The 19171-nt window shown below is 37.5% G+C and carries 13 protein-coding genes; 5 read left to right on the forward strand and 8 right to left on the reverse strand.

Going from position 1 to position 19171, the window contains the following annotated elements:
* The 4 genes from ABVT42_RS19960 to rnr all read right to left on the reverse strand — a co-directional run.
* A partial coding sequence (locus ABVT42_RS19960; RefSeq protein WP_367024300.1) for a hypothetical protein occupies nucleotides 1-348 on the reverse strand: 348 nt, incomplete at its 3' end.
* Between the two features lie 35 nt (nucleotides 349-383).
* Complete coding sequence (locus ABVT42_RS19965) at nucleotides 384-536, reverse strand: hypothetical protein (protein ID WP_353897687.1); 153 nt, start codon at nucleotides 534-536, stop codon at nucleotides 384-386.
* 198 nt (nucleotides 537-734) lie between these two features.
* Complete coding sequence (gene rlmB, locus ABVT42_RS19970; RefSeq protein WP_353897688.1) at nucleotides 735-1481, reverse strand: 23S rRNA (guanosine(2251)-2'-O)-methyltransferase RlmB; 747 nt, start codon at nucleotides 1479-1481, stop codon at nucleotides 735-737.
* Nucleotides 1482-3971 (reverse strand): ribonuclease R, encoded by a 2490-nt coding sequence (rnr, locus tag ABVT42_RS19975; RefSeq protein ID WP_353897689.1) that lies wholly within the window; start codon nucleotides 3969-3971, stop codon nucleotides 1482-1484.
* A gap of 410 nt (nucleotides 3972-4381) precedes the next feature.
* Here rnr and ABVT42_RS19980 point away from each other — a divergent pair, with 410 nt between their 5' ends.
* The 3 genes from ABVT42_RS19980 (at nucleotide 4382) to ABVT42_RS19990 (ending at nucleotide 11169) form a co-directional block, all read left to right on the forward strand.
* Nucleotides 4382-6697 carry a methyl-accepting chemotaxis protein gene (locus ABVT42_RS19980; protein ID WP_353897690.1) on the forward strand — a complete coding sequence of 772 codons (2316 nt, stop codon included), beginning with the start codon at nucleotides 4382-4384 and terminating at the stop codon, nucleotides 6695-6697.
* Between the two features lie 301 nt (nucleotides 6698-6998).
* Entirely contained in the window at nucleotides 6999-9371 is a 2373-nt protein-coding gene (locus ABVT42_RS19985; RefSeq protein WP_353897691.1) for a S9 family peptidase, read from the forward strand.
* Between the two features lie 16 nt (nucleotides 9372-9387).
* Nucleotides 9388-11169 (forward strand): sensor domain-containing diguanylate cyclase, encoded by a 1782-nt coding sequence (locus ABVT42_RS19990; RefSeq protein WP_353897692.1) that lies wholly within the window; start codon nucleotides 9388-9390, stop codon nucleotides 11167-11169.
* 76 nt (nucleotides 11170-11245) lie between these two features.
* Here ABVT42_RS19990 and ABVT42_RS19995 read toward each other — a convergent pair whose 3' ends face one another.
* The 4 genes from ABVT42_RS19995 to rtcR all read right to left on the reverse strand — a co-directional run bounded on the left by ABVT42_RS19995 (nucleotide 11246) and on the right by rtcR (nucleotide 15904).
* Nucleotides 11246-12430: an ABC transporter permease gene (locus ABVT42_RS19995; RefSeq protein ID WP_353897693.1), complete on the reverse strand. Its 1185-nt coding sequence runs from the start codon at nucleotides 12428-12430 to the stop codon at nucleotides 11246-11248.
* Nucleotides 12420-13358: an ABC transporter ATP-binding protein gene (locus ABVT42_RS20000; RefSeq protein ID WP_353897694.1), complete on the reverse strand. Its 939-nt coding sequence runs from the start codon at nucleotides 13356-13358 to the stop codon at nucleotides 12420-12422. Before ABVT42_RS20000 ends, ABVT42_RS19995 begins: the two co-directional genes overlap by 11 nt.
* A 361-nt stretch (nucleotides 13359-13719) precedes the next feature.
* The gene (locus ABVT42_RS20005; RefSeq protein ID WP_353897695.1) at nucleotides 13720-14106 is read right to left on the reverse strand and encodes a hypothetical protein; all 387 of its coding nucleotides are present in this window, start codon (nucleotides 14104-14106) and stop codon (nucleotides 13720-13722) included.
* A gap of 205 nt (nucleotides 14107-14311) precedes the next feature.
* The gene (gene rtcR / locus ABVT42_RS20010) at nucleotides 14312-15904 is read right to left on the reverse strand and encodes an RNA repair transcriptional activator RtcR (protein ID WP_353897696.1); all 1593 of its coding nucleotides are present in this window, start codon (nucleotides 15902-15904) and stop codon (nucleotides 14312-14314) included.
* Nucleotides 15905-16291: 387 nt separating this feature from the next.
* On the opposite strand from rtcR, the gene rtcA reads away from it, so the two are divergent.
* Together rtcA and ABVT42_RS20020 are read left to right on the forward strand one after the other, a co-directional pair.
* Nucleotides 16292-17341: an RNA 3'-terminal phosphate cyclase gene (gene rtcA, locus ABVT42_RS20015; protein ID WP_353897697.1), complete on the forward strand. Its 1050-nt coding sequence runs from the start codon at nucleotides 16292-16294 to the stop codon at nucleotides 17339-17341.
* Between the two features lie 1268 nt (nucleotides 17342-18609).
* Nucleotides 18610-19170, forward strand: coding sequence for an HNH endonuclease (locus ABVT42_RS20020; RefSeq protein ID WP_353897698.1), 561 nt, complete (start codon nucleotides 18610-18612; stop codon nucleotides 19168-19170).
* Nucleotide 19171 lies beyond the last annotated feature (1 nt).

Here is a 19171-nt window from a genome sequence, read left to right on the forward strand (position 1 = left end):
TGGATTATTCTCATTTAATTCAGGCATTGCCAACAGCAAGGGTATCGGTGTTTTAATGTGTGCAATCACCGGTTCGGCAGCAAGCAACTGTAAATTATAAACCGCCAATTTTATAATTCGCTCATACTGAGCTGAAAAATATAAACCTTCGTCAATTTCAATTTGGATTTGTTCAAATAATTGAGAGGGAACCAAAGCTAGTTTGGCGGGCTCTCCCTGACTGTTAGAAAACTCACTTTCAGCGTAGGCGCAAATACCCGCTTTAAAAGAAAAATAATTCATTCGACTACTATCACCAATGGCGGTAATCAAATTGGTGGCTGCGATGTAAACTGAGGGATATTGCACGTTAAACTCCTTTTTAAAAAGTACTTTGGTTTCCGTTATATTGTTCGAGCTTGTCTTTTTTGGGTTATGTCTTGTTCGGTTATTTCTTGTTCGGTTATTTCTTGTTCGGTTATGTCTTGTTCGGTTATGTCTTGTTCGGTTATGTCTTGTTGGTGTTCTGCGTTGTGTGCAGTACAACACTCTTTCACTTTTTAGTTAGCTTATGTAGCTTATTGTCTAAAAACACATTAGACCAGCCAATTAATTAAAAAGCTGTGAACTAAATCGCATTACAAGTCACATTTAGTGATATTGGTGAATGTTTTAATATTAGATGACACACGCCAACGAAAAAAATGAAATGATATAATTTATTTTATCGTTTTCAACTCACCAATCATGACTAATTAATTTGCACTTCGCTGACGATTTATTTCAAAAAGACAAATTCCTGTAGCCACTGATACATTTAAACTCGATACGCTTCCCGCCATAGGTATATGAATTAATTCATCGCAATGCTCTCTGGTCAAACGGCGCAGACCACTGCCTTCGGCGCCCATGACTAATGCGGTTGGTCCTTGAAAACGAGTTTGATAGATATTACTACTGGCCTCACCTGCCGTACCAATTACCCACACGCCACTTTGTTTAAGCTGCGATAAAAACCGTGCCAAGTTAGTTACCTTAACGACCGGAACCGTTTCGGCAGCGCCGCAAGCGACTTTACGTGCAACAGGTGTTAATTGCGCCGATCGATCTTTGGGTACAACCAGCGCAGCAACACCTGCGGCATCGGCGGTTCGTAAACAAGCCCCTAAATTATGTGGATCGGTCACGCCATCTAGGACCAGAATTAAAATATTCGCTTGCTGCTCTACCAGACTAAGTAACTGATTTTCGTTGAGCGTTGCATCATGAACCTTAACCTCGGCAATTATCCCTTGATGATTGCCTTTAACCCAGTCATCCATTTTTCGTTTATCCATTCGCTGCAAACTAATCCCCATTTGCTGAGCAAGGTGTTCAAGTTGTGTCAGCGTTTTATCTTGTCGTCCTTTTTGTAAAAAAACCTGCAAGATATTTTGTGGAGCGCGAGATAACGCACTTTCTACGGCATGAATGCCAAAAATTTTTTCACTTTGAGTTGTCATTTATCGTTTACTTTTACGAGTCGTTTTTTTACCAGTTCGTTTTTTTGCTTTGCTGGAAGGCTTGCCCGATTGAGACTTTTTCGATTTAATCGCAGCATTTTTATTATTACCTTTACTACTTTTTCTTGCACCATTAGTACTTGCATTACCTTTGTCACTACGACTGCCTTTAGCCTCTTGGCCACCTTGGCGCGATGTATTTTTTCCCTTTAGTGAGGCCATCTTGGCACGGGCATAAAGTTTTTCACGCTCACTTTTTTTACGTACTGGCGTTTTATCATCTGCTAGTCGATGTAACAAGGTAAAATCAATCTTGCGTTGTTCGATATCAACCTGACTCACTTCAACTTGTAACTGATCACCAATGGTAAAAGTTTCCCGGCTACGTTCACCCACCATCTTTTGGCGTTTTTGATCAAAATGATAATAATCGTTACCCAGCTCGGTGACATGAATCAACCCTTCGACATACACTTCGTTTAAGCGAATAAATAATCCAAAGTTGGTCACGCTACTGACAACCCCGGTATATTCATTGCCAATTCGGCTTTGCATGTATTCACACTTGAGCCAGTCCATAACATCGCGAGTAGCCAAATCGGCATTACGTTCAGTTTGCGAACTGGATTGGCCAATATTTGATAAGGTAGCCAGATCGTATTGTTTTAAAACGGCTTTGCGTTCAGTTGCGGTTTGCAATTGGTCATCAGCAACCAGCGCTTTAATTATTCGATGCACAATTAAGTCAGGATAACGTCTAATAGGTGAAGTAAAATGCGTATAGGCATCAAATGCCAGTCCAAAGTGGCCTTCATTGGTTGGCGTGTATTCGGCCTGACTCATCGAGCGTAATAACATGATTTGAATATTTTCTGCATCGGGACGCTGCTGTACTTCTTCCAACAATTCGCGAAAAACCGCCGGTTTAGGATTGTCACCACCAATAATAAATAACCCCAGCTCTGCCAAATAACTGCGAAAAACTTCAAGCTTTTTCTCTTTGGGTCCTAAGTGAACTCGATACAAACCAGGCACTTTATGCTTTTTGAAAAACTTAGCTGCGGCAACATTGGCACAAATCATACATTCCTCAATGATTTTATGTGCATCATTGCGTACGACCGGCACAATCTTTTCGATTTTACGCTGCTCATTAAAGATGATTTGCGTTTCAGTTGTTTCAAAGTCAATTGCACCACGCTGATCTTTATAGGCAATGCGTGCTTTAAACAAATCATATAAGTGGTGGATTGGTTCAACCAAAGACTCGTATTCTTGCTTGAGCGACTCATCATTTTGCAAAATAGCCCAAACTTTAGTGTAAGTCATACGGGCACGCGAATGCATGACTGCCGGATAGAACTTACTGCGCGTTACTCTCCCCTGTTGATTGATGCTCATTTCACAGACCATGCATAAGCGATCGACCTGCGGTTTAAGCGAGCATAAACCATTAGATACCTGCTCTGGCAGCATTGGAACAACCGCATTTGGAAAATAAACCGAGTTACCGCGTTTAATCGCTTCTTCATCGAGAGGGCTTTGCGGTTTGACATAATGACTGACATCGGCAATAGCTACCCAAAGCTTCCAGCCCCCTGAGCGGGTTGGTTCGCAATAAACCGCATCATCAAAATCACGAGCATCTTCGCCATCTATGGTAATTAAAGGTAAATGTCGCAAATCGGTTCGGCCAGTCAGATCGCTTTGCTCAACTTCCAAAGGCAAATGCTGCAATTGATCATGAATTTCTTCATTCCAGGTATTGCGTATCCCATACTGTGCAATGGCAATTTCAATCTCCATTCCCGGCGCTAAATAATCACCCAGTACTTGAGCGACAGTCCCAACAGCTTTTGAGCGGCTTGTCGGCCGAGTTACAATGTGCACAACGACTACCTGTCCAGGTTCGACATTTAGCGGATCGTCAGGCGGAATCAATATATCCTGGCCAATTCTGGAATCTTCTGGGGTTACAAAACAAATGCCGTGTTCTTCATAATAGCGTCCGACAATTTGTAATGGCTCGCCATTGTCTAATATTTCAACAATACCCGCTTCAATACGCCCATCGCCATGTAGCTGCTTTTGCCTGACTAACACCCGCTCTCCCGGAAAAACCCGCCGCATTTCTCGGGCAGAAATAAACCAGTCGGGGCCGCCTTCATCAGGCGTGAAAAATCCGTAACCATCGCGATGGCCAATGACCGTTCCTTTCACCAAGTCGAGCTTATCAACAATGGCATAGGCGCCTTGACGACTGCATAAAATTTGCCCGTCACGCTCCATCGCCTTTAACCGGCGTGAAAGTGCTATCTCTTGCTCAATATCATAGAGGCCCAGATTGTATTGTATAGCTTTAAATTTGAGCGGTCCCCCAGCGTTTTCAAGCATTTTGAGTATAAACTCTCGGCTGGGAATTGGATTTTCATATTTTTTTGCTTCGCGATCAAAATGCGGATCATCGATGGGTTGTTCTTTTTTAGCCATAAAAGCCTGAATGATAATTTAAGAAAACAGAAATAGCTTGTTTGTCAACGTTTATGCCCGGTCACATAGCGTTAGCTGATTGCATTGAGCTAACTTTATTGAGAAACCGGTAACCATGACCAACAGTCTTGTGGCGCTAGTTTAACCTAAAAACGGAAAATCTTGGAACTTTGATTTTTTAGTCACTCAGCAATCGAGCACCCTCTTCCAAAATTAGACAAAAATGCATATTTTATAAACATCGTTATAATAAACAATCTCAATATTATATATTCTGAAAAGAAATTAAAAATTTTCCACTCATTAGCGAATAAACTCATCTATATTATCTTGACTCTTAATTCAAAAAATTAACTAAACTGTAATTAGAGATATCTGATTTACGTTCAACAATATGGTTTTTTAACAACATGAATTTAAAGCATAAAATCCTGTTTGGTGCGATTTTTCTAGCTACAATACCCGTAATCATTACTTCATTTGTGATTAGCCAACATGCCACTTCAAGTAGCGAAATATCACAACATGAATCAGCCCGCTCTCGGCTAGTTGCCGTCAGAGATATTACTAAAAGCCGTATCGAAGATTATTTTACGCTGATTCGTAAACAGGTCGATACGCTGAGCAAAAATAGAATGGTTGTTGAAGCGGCGAAAGACTTTCAACTTAGTTTTGGCAATTATAAAAGTGAAATAACATTCAATCGCAGCAATGCGCTCAGCCAGCTCAGTCAATATTATACCCAACAATTCGGTGCCGAATATCAGCAACGAAATTCACTAGACAAATCCCCCGAAAACAGTTGGTTAAACCAGCTAGATGATGACAGTATTGCACTGCAATTTAAATTGATCGCCAACAGTAACTTTCCACTCGGTGAAAAGGATAAACTGGCCGACATGCAAGATGCATCAGAATATGCAATTCATCACTCTCGCTACCATCCGGTATTCAGAGATTATTTACAGCAGTTTGGTTATTACGATATTTTTATCGCCGATATTAATACCGGAGATATCATCTATAGTGTTTTTAAAGAATTAGATTACTCAACTTCATTAATTAATGGTCCTTTTGCTCAATCAGGCATTGGGCAAGCTTTTAACCAGGCAAAAAACACCCGTGCAACCTATATTACAGATTTTAGTCCGTATAGTCCCTCCTATGAGGACCCCGCCGCATTTATCGCAACACCGATTTCAGATGCAGGAAGAATTATTGGTATTTTAATCTTTCAAATGCCGATCGACCGCATCAATCAAATAATGACTTACAATGGCAACTGGCAAACCATGGGCCTGGGTAATTCTGGTGAATCTTATATTGTTGGGCCAGACAAAAAAGCCCGAACACTGAGCCGCTTTTTAATTGAAGATAAGAATGACTATTTAAAAACCTTAAGCCAGTCAGGTCTTAGCGATGCCGTGCTAAAAGTGATCACCACCAAAAATACTAATATCGGTTTACAACCTGTCGAAACGCCAGGTGTCGGTAAAGCGCTAGCCGGGAGCGAAGGATTTGAAATATTTAACGACTATCGTGATATTCCTGTGTTATCGGCATATGCCCCATTAAATATTGAAGGACTTAACTGGGTTATTTTAAGTGAAGTCGATAAAGAAGAGGCTTTTTTACCTTCTCAAAAATTAAGTAACGATATTCTTTATGCCAGCATCATTGTTTCGATTATTGTCGCCACTTTCGGTGTGATATTTGGAATTTTCTTTGCTAAACGCATCACCCGACCAATTCTCGATTTAAGTACTCTGCTACAAAATATTCAAAAAACTTCAGATTTAACTATACGTTCAAAAAATCATGATACAGATGAAATTGGTGAAGCCTCACAGTCGCTTAATAAAATGCTCGAACAGTTTCATGATGGCATGCAACATGTTGCAAAATCATCAACACAAATTGCTCAAACAACCGAAACGACTTTAAGCATTAGTGCCGAAACGCAAAAGAATATTGACGAACAACGTACCTCGACCGAAATGGTCGCAACCGCGATTAATCAGATGACAGCAACTGTTCAGGAAGTGACCCAAAATATCAGCAAAACCTCAGACTCAGCCAACCGTGCTTTTCAAGAAACCTCTTCAGGTGACAAGGTTGTCAAACAAACCATTCAAGAAATATTATCCTTTGCTGATAATATTCAAGCTGCCGCTGATGCCATCGAACAGTTAGAGCAAGAAAGCGAAAATATAGGTTCGGTTGTTGATGTTATTAAAAGTATTGCCGATCAAACAAATTTGTTGGCCCTCAACGCGGCAATTGAAGCAGCGCGCGCTGGCGAACAAGGTCGCGGCTTTGCCGTTGTTGCCGATGAAGTGCGCACTCTAGCAGGACGCACTCAAGAGTCTACCGAAGAAATCAATAAAATGGTTGAACGCTTACAAAATGGCGCGAGCGGTTCGGTCTCATTAATGAAAGGCAACTTATCACAAATTCAGCAAGTGGTCGAACAGGCCCAAAAAGCCGGTAAAGCATTGACTAATATTTCATCTGCGGTAAATGAAATTAATGAAATGAGTACACAAATTGCTGTCGCTTCAGAACAACAAGTCAGAGTCACTCAAGATGTCAGTGAAAATATTATTCAAATCAACAGCATTGCTGCTAAAACCGTAGATGACTCGCGAAAAACCGCAAAATCAAGTCAATCACTAGCCGAACTGGCCGCAACATTAGAAAACCTGGTTCATCAATTTAAACTTTAGAAAAGTCTAATTCAGCAGACCTGATTCCACAGACCTAATTCAGCAGACCTGATTCCACAGACCTAATTCAGAGAATCTAGCTCAAATATTCAAATTCAGACATTCAAATTTAAAAAAATTAAACCCATTACAGGTTAGATCACGCTGACTAAAAGTAGCTCAATGCGCTTTATCATTATTTGTGAATTCTTTATAATTTGCGCAAGTAATATTTAAATCATGTGATTTAAAGCGCTTATTTGGAGCGTTTAATTTAAAGCCCCCAATTTCATCTTGAAATAACCCCAAGGACTTATCATTAGTGAGTAATTTCTCTGATTCTTTCGCATCATCGACAAAGCAACTATCTACACCAGTAGCAAAAACTAAACCTCATGCATTAGTTTATCATCAGCATCAGCGCAATGATCCTTACTATTGGTTACGCGACGATACACGGCAAAATCCCGATGTTATTGAACATCTGGCCGCTGAAAATGCTTACACAAAAGCCTTACTGGCGCCGACAGAAAAACTGCAACAAACTATTTATCAAGAAATTCATGACCGCCTCGATCCAAACGAGTCATATGTTCCTTATTATAAATCAGGTTACTGGTATTACTCACAATTTGATTCAGACAAAAATTATTTAACCCATATACGAATTGACGCAACGACTTTAAAAAAGTCAAACTTACCATCACTTGATAGCCTTAACGGTAAGATAGATGAAAAAAATCTCGTTGTTGAAAAAAATAGTTCTCTACAAACGAGTGAATTTGCAAAGTTTCAGCAGACGAAAGGACATCATTCTAAAGAACAAAAATTTGAAGTTCAGGAGTTTGACGTTCAAGAGTTTGAAAAACAAGAATCTGAAGAAAAACTCGCCGACAGCCGTTTTATTTATGCCGCATTATACGGTAAAAATTTATCCGACATTCAGTTACCTTATGATTTATTAATTGATGAAAATGAGCGAGCCAAACATTTTGACTATTATAATCTTGATACCCTGCAAATTAGCCCAAACCAAAAATATCTGGCATTTTCCGAAGACACAACGGGACGCCGCCAGTATCAAATAAGCTTAAAGCCTGTGAATGAACAATCAATATTCACAACTAGTTTACAGCATACCAATGGTCAAATTATTTGGGCAAATAATAACAAAACCATTTTTTTCGTTAATAACCATCTCGAGACATTAAGAGCATACCAAGTTTATCGTGGCGATATCCTGTTTGATAAGTTTGGTCATATTAAAGACTTTGTTAATGTTGCGCTAGTCTATGAAGAAACCGATCCAGAATTTACCATTTATATCGGTAAAACTCGCTCAGAAAAATTTATAACAATTACTGCCGATCAAACCAATAGCACTGAAGTTTTATTAATTGACGCAAATAAACCAGAGAGCAAACCCGAAATTTTTATTACTCGCGCGCCACAACATCGTTACCGAGTCGACCACATTCAGGCACTTTTTTTTATTCAATCTGATAATGACGCGCCCAATGAAAAAATTCTAACCGTCAGTGAAAGTCAACGATATAATAAAATAGCTTGGGATGAAGTTGTCCCACACCAAACCAATCGGTTTATTCAAGCCTTTGAGTTGTTTGCAACCTTTTGGGTTACTCACGAAAGAATCGACGGTATCGAGCAAATACTTATTCGACAGTTTAGCGGAGAGATTATTGATCAAATAACATTTCAAGAAACAGCCTATACAACAGGTATTGCCTGGAATGCACAAACTCATAGCACTAAACTTCGTTATTATTATTCCAGCATGACAACACCAGATTCTATATATGAATATGATATTGTCGATAAAAAAAGTACACTATTAAAACAAGATAAAGTCCTCGGCCAATTTGATAGTCAACATTATCATTCAGAAAGAATACGATTTAAAGTAAGAGATGGTGTTGAAGTGCCAGCCTCTTTAGTCTGGCGAAAAGACAGCTATCAAATCAATGGACAACATCCAATGCTTGTCTATGGTTATGGTGCGTATGGTGAAATTATTGATCCTTGCTTCGATGTCTCATTACTATCGCTGCTTGACCGCGGTTTTATATACGTCATTATTCATCCACGCGGTAGTAAAATGCTTGGTCAGTCGTGGTATGAGCAAGGCAAACTCTTCAAAAAGCATAATACGTTTCACGACTTTATCGATGTAACGCAAGCATTGGTCGCAACACACTATGCCGATCCAAATCGCGTTTATGCGCAGGGTGGCAGCGCTGGTGGGCTTTTAATGGGTGCAATCGCCAATATGGCACCTCATTACTTTCATGGTATAATTGCCGAGATGCCATTTGTTGATGTATTGACGACAATGTTGGATGAAACCATACCATTAACAACCTTAGAGTACGATGAGTGGGGAAATCCTAATGATCAATCGTATTATCAGTATATGCTAAGTTATTCTCCCTATGATCAGGTGAAAAAACAAAACTATCCGCACATGCTGGTTATAACCGGCCTACACGATTCACAAGTTCAGTACTGGGAGCCGGTCAAGTGGGTAGCAAAGCTGAGAGCCAATAAAACAAATTCCAATATGCTACTGCTCGATATTGATATGACAGCGGGACACCACGGCAAATCAGGCAGATTTGAATACTTTCAAGAAATCGCAAAGCAATTTGCTTTTATATTGCATTTAGCCAATCAATAATAAAAACAGGTAACCCATGATCGTTCCAATGGAAAAATTTGCAGCAAACTTATGGAAAGTAGATCAACCTAAATCAGCTAAATTTTATTTTTTAATGCTGATTGCCTGTCTATTAATTCTCCTTTCATTTCAAGTATCAGGCTCGCTAACGCCCCCTCATCGATCATCAAGTCAACCAATTGTATTACAAGATAATTGGCAATTTTGCCCAGTACAAAACTTTCAGCCAGATGTCGATTTGGCAGTATTAAATTGTCAACCTATTAAACTACCAATTGGTTGGGAGAGCGTACAAAAAAATTATGACGGTTATGGTCTATTAACGACCACATTTGAAGTACCAAAGACGTTCGAAAATGAAGCACTCGCAATTTTTATTGCTCGCCTGCGTGATGCAGACAAGCTATTTATTAATAATAAACCCATTGGCGAAATGGGTGAATTTCCACCAAACTTTCAAAAGGCGGTGCTGTATTCGAGACTCTATCCTATTCCACACAATATTATTGAGTTCGGCAAAACCAATAGCATAAAAATCTGGATTTATAATGATGCTCGTCCAGGTGGTATTACTCACTCTGTCCCCATTATTGACAGTCAATTCAATTTATTAACTCAATTTTATCTTGATAACTACGGTAATATCGCATTAATGCTAATTCTCACCGTCTTTAGTTTAATTCACTTTATTTACTATCTTTTTCATCGACATTCAATCGAGAACTTTACTTACGCCATTTTTTTACTTTGTTGGTCAGCATATCTTTTTACTTACAGCAATATTGCTCCACTAAGTGATATTTCAATGAACCTGTTGTTTAGAAGTAATGTTACCTTATTCTTTGCGATTTTCGGTCTGTTTCCACTCTTTATCTATCAGTTTTTTCGACAACAGATCCCGGTTCCGCTCAAAGCAATAATCGGCATTGCCTTAGGCGCAATTCCGATCAGCTTTATGTTGCCAGAGCCAAAGCTACTCTACTATCCACTTTATTTAATTGAAATATTAACTATCCCTGCGGTATTTTATATTTACTGGCTGCTCTACAAAGCACTGAAAGCACGTTTATCTTATGCCGTGCTAATGTCGACAGTTATATTGCTTTATACTTTGTTTGGCGGAATTGATGTAGCGGTTGATTTCTTACAGTTTGAAACATTAACCAATATTCAACTCTATGGGCCACGTGCATTAATTATGGTGTGTATCGCATTAACATTAATTGTGTCTCACAAAAACTTTGTTTACTTTAAAGATGCAACCATCGATAAATTAACCAATACTTTGCGCTATAGTGAATTTTTGCCCCGCCTCGATCAGGAGCTTTTTCGTGCCGATAGAGAGAATAAGTTATTAGCAATCATTATGGTTGACTTAGACAATTTTAAAGTCATCAATGATAAGTTTGGGCATATTCAAGGTGATGAGGTATTAAAACAAGTGGCAAGTTGTATTCAGGCACAACTGCGCCAGTTTGATTTGGTTTGTCGGTATGGAGGCGATGAGTTTTGTATCGCCGCACTGATGGATAATAAAAAAGAAATTCATCAATTTGTTGCGCGACTACATCAAGCAGTAAATCAGTTAAGCTTCGAAAAAGCAGGACAAACACAAGCAATTCAAGCAACATTTGGCGCAGAAATCAGAGTACCCAAACAGCAAGCCTCTCCTCAATCTTTAATTGAAAGCGCCGATGATTTGTTAATTATTGCGAAGAAAAAAACCAAAGGTACGGTATTTTGGCAGCGAAGTTATCCAAGAATTTCATCTGGATTTTCGCCACCAGTTGACGCTTAGTTCACTTTTACACTTTTCAACTATTTATTTGACTCAGTCAAATAAATAGTTGATGAAAAGAAGTTAAAGCGAGTGTTTATCGACTGACTTTATTATTAAATATGGCATCGATCATTTCGTTAATGCCGGGTTCTCTACCGTACATCATTACCCCCATATTAAATAATCGAGCTGCTGCTCGTCGAAATAGATAAATAGAAACAATCAAAAGTAAAATCGAAATGATAACCTCAAATGTATTTACACTTACTTCTGCCATTCTGATAGGCATTGCGGCAAATGATGTAATAGGAAAATAACTAAGAAACTGCATCGTACCACTTTGAGGTGAGTCATAAAGTGAATAACCTAAAAATATGGGAATGAGCGGAAACAACATCACGACACTACGTGAAGAATGGTTTGGGTCATCAATGGTAGCAGCAAAACCAGCTAAAAGGCAGTTCCACATTAATATACCCAAAACCATAAACAGTAGTAACAATAATAAATAATTAAATTCTATGTTTAGAGAAAAACCTAAATCAGGTACAGTTAGTAAAATAAGCTGATAAAAAATAAATGTGCTCAGTGCTGTAGTAATTAGCGACTTAAAACAAAGTAGACTAATGCCCAATATTTTTCCATCAATCCAAGTTTGGGGACTAATTGTAGATAGCATTTGCTCAGTAACTCTTTGTTGTTTCTCTGTAGTAATTGAAGAAAAAACATAACTAAAAACACTAAACACACTGGTAATTAATAACAACAAAGTCACTAGAACAAGCGGATGTCTATCATTATTGAGTTCATTCTCGCCTTTCACTCTCAATTGAAACTGATAAGGTGACAGTATACTTTCAAGTTCTTGGTCAGAAATACCAGCGGCACTCAAATACTTCGCTTGAGCAACCTCTGACATCCAGCTCTTAAAATCATGTAGCCACTTATCTTTTTCTTTCACATAAATGATCACTTGATTATCTTTATTGTAAACGATTGCATCAAACTGACTACCCAACTCATCCTCTATTAGATCCAGTCTGTCTTGAGAATAGTGAGTAATTTTAAAACGCTCATTCTCTGGCAGATTAAACTCTTCACTAGCAGCAATAACTTTGTTGTTTCTATCATCTGAAATATACTCTTGCCACATATTCACACCAAAGACGATAGAAAGCATAATCAAGTATGAAAGCAACTCCTGCTTCCATTTAAAAAACCGCATAAATTCCCATTTAGCGACGGTAAACACCTGATGCGAATATCTATTATTCATCATTATTCTCCATCTTCTTTACCACTTTTTCGACAGCCATTAAATATAAATCATGCAAATCGAAATGATCACTTTTTATTTCAAGAATAGTACCCAGATGCATTATTTTATCAATGACACAATTTAACGAAACCTCTTCCGATATTGCTAGTTGATACTCATTATCAGATATCATTTTGTAAGACATTATGCCATCCAAACTATTCAATTGTATTGTATCAACATTAGAACTAAAACGGACAATTAACCTTTTCCCACTTTGTAATTGCGCATGAACATCTGCTATAGTTCCTTCTAAAATAATTTCTCCTGAATTCATCAATATCACCTTATCAACTAAACGCTCAACCAAGTTCATTTGGTGTGCACTTAGCAATATAGTCATACCTTTATTTTTAAACTCTTTAATAACTTCAATAAGAAACTCTTGATTGATTGGATCTAGTCCAGAAAACGGTTCATCAAGTATAAGAACTTTCGGCTCATGAAATATAGCCGTAATTAATTGAACTTTTTGCTGGTTACCTTTAGAAAGCGATTTAACTTCTTCTTTTAGTTTATCAGACAGCATAAAACGCTCTAACCAATAGTGTAATTTTTCTGTAATAGACTTATTCGACAAGCCTCTTAACTTTGCAAAATATAGTATGTTATCTTGTACAGTTCGATCTAAAAACAGTCCCCTTTCCTCTGGCAAGTAACCAAGATACGCCTTGGGTACTGATGAGAAATTGCTATCTTGGTGTATAATTTCTATGGTGCCGCTGTCTGGTTTGGTTAGACCAACCAGCATTCGAACAATTGAAGACTTTCCAGCACCATTTGTACCTAGCAGAGCAACAATTTCTCCTTGGTTAACATTAAAAGAAACATTCTTTACTGCGGTTACTGATGTATATTTTTTAGTGGCATTTATAATATTAATTTGCATTATTCATTCCTGACTAGCAAAGAGACCATTTTTTATAAAAAAAATACGGCATAATATTTATTTTATTTTGCAACTATCTAAAACAATAGCGTTTAAATATAAGTCTAATAATTATAAGTCCACCATCAAACAAGGCAAGCATAACTTAGTATGCAAATATTTCAGCATTGCTTTTAACACGAAAATTAGTAATTTATTCTTTATAATTCTTACAACTACTCTCAACAAAGACTTAACTGGGTTGACAAACTAAAATTCAAAACAGTACTAATAATATTCAACATTTTATAAATCTTCCCTTTGACATTTATAGTTCTTCAGTTCTTTATCAATCTAAATCACTAAAAACAAAAACTGTAAACTATTCCAAACCAATTGCTTCGATTGTACATAGCGACCAACCATTATAATCAGGGTCAACATTATTTTTAACATAGTAAACTCTGACGGATTGCTTAGATATTTTTGCAGCAAGTATGATAGAAAAAGTTCTATCCGCACTTTTTTCATTGGCAACGTCCAAATATCCCCCTGAATTTCCATAACAGCCGGGCATTGCATTGGCGCCAAATCGAATATATGGGGAATTGCCTTTCGAGCTTGAATAGATAGATTCTACCGTTGTTACAGGGCTACTTTCGGCAGCTTTTAAATTATAAGTGACTAAAAATAATATCGAAAATTTGATAAGTAATTTAAGAAATAAATTAAGTGTTTGTTTAGACGTGTGCTGTAGCATGTGTTTCATTTTACCATGATCCTCATAAATAGTGTTTAGCGGGATTGAATAAAACAAAACTTCTTCGTTCCCTGAAAATTGTAGATATATTGTATAAAAAAATTAATTTAAAAAATTAAAATTAGTGAAATGAATTATCTCAAACTTTAATTAGACAAACAACTCCCTTAAATTAAATATGATAAGAATTAATTTATTCAAACACTTACCATACTTAAAAATTGCGTAAGTCATCAAAACTTAAACCATACTTCTGTAAAACCTGTTTTAAGCGGTGAGAATCATTGGTCGACTTCTTATTTAAACGTGAAACATTAAATAATTTTCTACCTGCTTCGGCCATTGACTGTGAATGTTGACATACTTCGATGATAGCGCTCAACATAAACTGATCGAATAAATCAATTTGTGTGGCATTATCACCTAATAAACTTTGTACAATTTGTTCAGGGTAAACCGACGTTTGCTCGTTTTTCCAATCATTTTTAAGACGTTCAATTTCATCAATAACTAACTTTTCTGAAATTCGGCCGCCTTCAGACAAAGTTGCCATACGCGTAACACTTGAATTGAGATCTCTAAAGTTTGCTTTCCAGGTTGCCGCAGGAGACATTGCAAATGTGAGATAGCGTTCTCGAGCAGCTTTATTAAAGCTGACTAAAAAACCAGCCTTATTCGTAAATTTTTGTAACTCATAGTCTAGATTTGGCTCGAGATCTTCAATGCGATCTTTAAGCGATGGTAACTGGTAACACCACAAATTAATTCGAGCCAACAAGTCTTCCCTAAAAAGTCTGTCCCTAACCATTTTATTCAAGTCTCGATTAGTACCTGCAATTAATTGAAAGTTACTCTGTACTTCAAAATCTGCACCTAAGGGTAAATAGCTTTTTTCTTCTATTGCTCTGAGTAACATCGCTTGCTCATCAAGTCCTAATTCGCCGACCTCATCTAAAAATAAAAGACCCGAGTCAGCTTCAAGCAATACCCCGTTGCGCGCCGAATTTGCACCAGTAAAAGCACCTTTTCTATGACCAAATAGTGTCGACATGGCTTTGTCGCCATGTAAAGTCGCACAGTTTATAACAATTAATTTACCCGAAATTTGGCCACGTTGCTTTTTTAGTTCATAAATTCTTTTCACCAATTGAGTTTTACCTGCGCCTGTTGGACCAGAAATCAACATCGGTTCACAAGAAAGTACAGACACTTTTTCGAGTTCGGCTATCATCTTATTAAACTGCGAATTTTGGGTTTGTATACCCGACTTTAAATAATCAACGCCTTCAATACGTAATTGATTAAAGCGCGAGGCAATTTGATCATATTTCGACAAATCCAAGTCAATAATTTGGAATTTACCCACGCTGGGGTTATCTTTGTTGCCTGGTGAAGTTTGAAATAACTTGCCTGGTAAATAGTGAGTTTCTGTTAGCAAATAAAGACAAATTTGCGCAACGTGAGTTCCTGTTGTGATATGAATCAGATAGTCTTCTTCATCGACATTAAATGAATACTTTTGACTAAAATCAAAAAGTTCACTATAGACCGCGCCAAAATCCCAAGGATCACTAAAACTGACTTCATACAATATTACTGTCGTTATTGGTGAAACTGTGGCGATATCTTCTTTAACTTGTTTAGCAAGATTTTTAAAATTAGCTTCATAAAGCAAGATTAATTTATTAATCGGTAATTCAGTTTGCTGGCAAAGTGCAACAGTAGGCCGCCATTTTTCCCACCGCTTGGCATTTTTTCCTCGTCTGTCGAGATTAGTTCCAAGCAGACTGATCACTGTAGTTGCCAAATTATCATCTCACTGAATTAGATTTTGAAGCAGTCATCTTACTTAAGCGAGCGATTTAGATCAACTAACACATCGAAAAGCCTATCAAATTAAATACTGCTCTATCATAATCGATATGGCAGCCTTGTAAGATTAACTCATTTGATAGCGACTATTTACTACTTTATTTTTTTAAACCGATTATTTTCAAGCGGTTAAACTTAGAAAATTAAGTTTTTAATTTTATGCAAAAAACTGGCACAATAATCGCTAATTTTTATCTTTCAAACCAATGAATGATAACAACTGTAAGACTCGACACTGGTTTAATAGAGAGCAGTTCTCGGGACAAAAGGAATTCGTTGCATTACCCAAAACAGTAAATAACCTCAAGGACAAAGGAAAACTATGACATCTCGCCCAATACTTAATATCAATGGCGCACTCGGCGAAGGCGGCGGACAAATTTTACGTACCTCACTAACCTTGGCAGCTTGCTTACAGCAGCCTATCAGTATAAACAATATTCGTGCTGGACGTAAAAAGCCCGGACTACGTCTTCAACATCGAGCTTGTATCGATGCGGCACAACAGGTATGCAATGCTAAAGTATCGGGTAATGAAATCAACTCAACACAAATTGAATTCATACCTGGTCCTATTGAGTCAGGGCAATATCAGTTTTATACCGATACAGCCGCCAGTACAACTTTAATATTTCAGACAGTCATGCCAGTTTTATCTTTGGCCAATCGGTTGTCTAGAATTGAATTAGGTGGTGGTACTCATAATCCCTTGGCCCCGAGTTACGAATTCCTAACTAAAAGCTTTTTGCAAGTAATAAGAAAAATGGGAATCTGCATTGATCACCAAATTTCAGCTTTTGGATTTTTTCCTGCCGGCAAGGGTGTATGGCAAGCAACGATCAGTCCGCGCACAACAGGCATTGCACTTAATCTGAATCAACAAGGTAAAATAATTAGCCAAAAGGCCACAGTTTATCACTCTTTAATACCAACTCATGTGGCAGCCAGAGAGCTAGCACAGATAAAAAAGCGACTGGGATGGACAGGGGCTCAATTGGCTCACCACCCTGCTCGTTCGGTCGGCTCAGGTAATTTAATTTCTTTAGCAATAAATTTTGAAAATTTATCAGTCGTCTTTGATGCAATTGGACAAAAAGGCATTTCAGCTGAAAAGGTTGCAGACAATGTCATTAAACAATATTTAAATTATGTAAAATCAACGGCGGTTGTCGATGAGTATCTGGCAGATCAATTAATGTTGCCGATGGCCCTATTTAATGGTGGACGCTTCATAACAGCATCATTGAGTCAACATGCGATTACTAACGCCTGTATCATTAATCAATTTATTCCTGAAACGATCACGATTACGCCACTAGGTATGGGACTTCATCAAATTATAGTGAATGGGCTAAACTTACAACCCGGTTGATCGCTTTGTAAAATTGAAGCCTAACGGTTTTAAATAACTATTTGTATTTGCATTTTGGCTTAGGCCCAATATAATGGCGCATCAAATATCATGTATCTTAATTATTTTGATACTTTTAACCCAATAACCCAAACAACTGTTGCTATATGAGTAAAGATTATTTCAACAATCTAAACAACATTTAATCGCTTCCATCAACTGGAAGCAAAGACTTTCGGTTTGATGATATCTCTCGAATACATGTATTCGAAATCCATCACTGATATTTACAAACGCTTTGATTTGATTACAACATCAATGATAGCCAGCCTGTTTATTTAAAATAGATTAGCGTAATCGTTAAAGGCATCAGGACCAACAATTTCTATGTTTTAAACTGGCAGAATACGAGTGCCTGACAAACCGATTAAATATTTTTATCTTAGGGAGAAAGCAATATTGCATCGAATTAGCATAATAAATTTATCACTCTATGTTTGAGTATTTTACAAATTAAAACATATCACTATTCTCTAAACGGGAAGGAATAGACTCACCAAAAAAAACACGTAACACATTGTTTTAATTTGATTTTTTATTTGTTTTTTATTGTTTTCAATTGCATCCCAATGAGAATGATGTTTTAATACGCCACATTACTAAACAACAAAAATATATCCTGAAATGCTCAAACTTACAGCCTTAAATCATTTTAGCAATCTATTTGCTCTGTATTTTCTACAGATGCGATCGCTTGTGCAATGCTTTGTTAATGCTGTAACAACTTATGCAGAAATAAAAAGTACTCGCATAAAATCAGGAGAAAATCAGCGTTAGCCTTAATGATCTATTGAGGCTGCGATAACAGCCTCGATTGAAAAAAGCCCGGTCGAGTTCAATCGCCGGGCTTTTTTTATCGCCGTAATTTATGTTGCACCACCTTCGTCAATAAAAAACCTCATTTTATTGCTGCAACATTTATTTTTTATACAACAGAACATCCATCATTGAATGCCGAGGTTTAATGAGACAGTTATGACGGTGTAAGTCCGTACTCGGGGTTAATTTTATTGGAAAACGTTGCGTTTTCCTCATTAGAAATCCAGCAATTGGAATTCAAGGACAATTAAACAAGGATGTATATTTAAACTCTACTTATTTAGTAATTGGTATTGCTTTTTGTGTTGTCACTAGAAATTCATCGTTTTTAGATAAAAATACACTAAACTTAAGGTTAAGTTATGCGATCCCGATTGTTAATCAGCTTAAAATCAAAAGGAGAAAGTAAGATGTCAGCACAAATCTTACGCTTAAATAAAGCCGGTCAAGCAATGGAATGGATAGGCATCGAAGAAGCCGCTTGTTTATACGCCAAAGAACAGGTGTTATGGACTTATGGTGAATTATCGATGAGATTGCATGGAGGTATTTCTCGATTAACAGGCAAACAATCTTTTATTGATATTGCTTCAGTTATCGCAACAGATGGTGAAATTCACCTGCATGATATTCAAACCCCCAAGTTGTCCAATATTTCACTATTTCAGCGTGATAGACACTTATGTTTATATTGTGGAAAAAAATTTGGTCGTTCAATGTTAACTCGAGATCATGTTATACCTCGAGCTAGAGGCGGAGAAGATACTTGGGCAAATTGTGTTTCTGCCTGTAAAGCCTGTAATAATCTTAAGGCCTGTCAAACACCAGAAGAAGCCGGTATGAAATTATTAGCCGTTCCTTTTAGACCGAATAAGTGGGAATATCTCGCGTTAGCTAATCGCAACATTTTAGCTGATCAAATGGAGTTTTTAACTAAAGGTTTTTCTCATCATATGAGAGCAATGAGTTAGT

This window comes from Aliikangiella maris, from assembly GCF_040719265.1.
GTDB lineage: Bacteria > Pseudomonadota > Gammaproteobacteria > Enterobacterales > Kangiellaceae > Aliikangiella > Aliikangiella maris.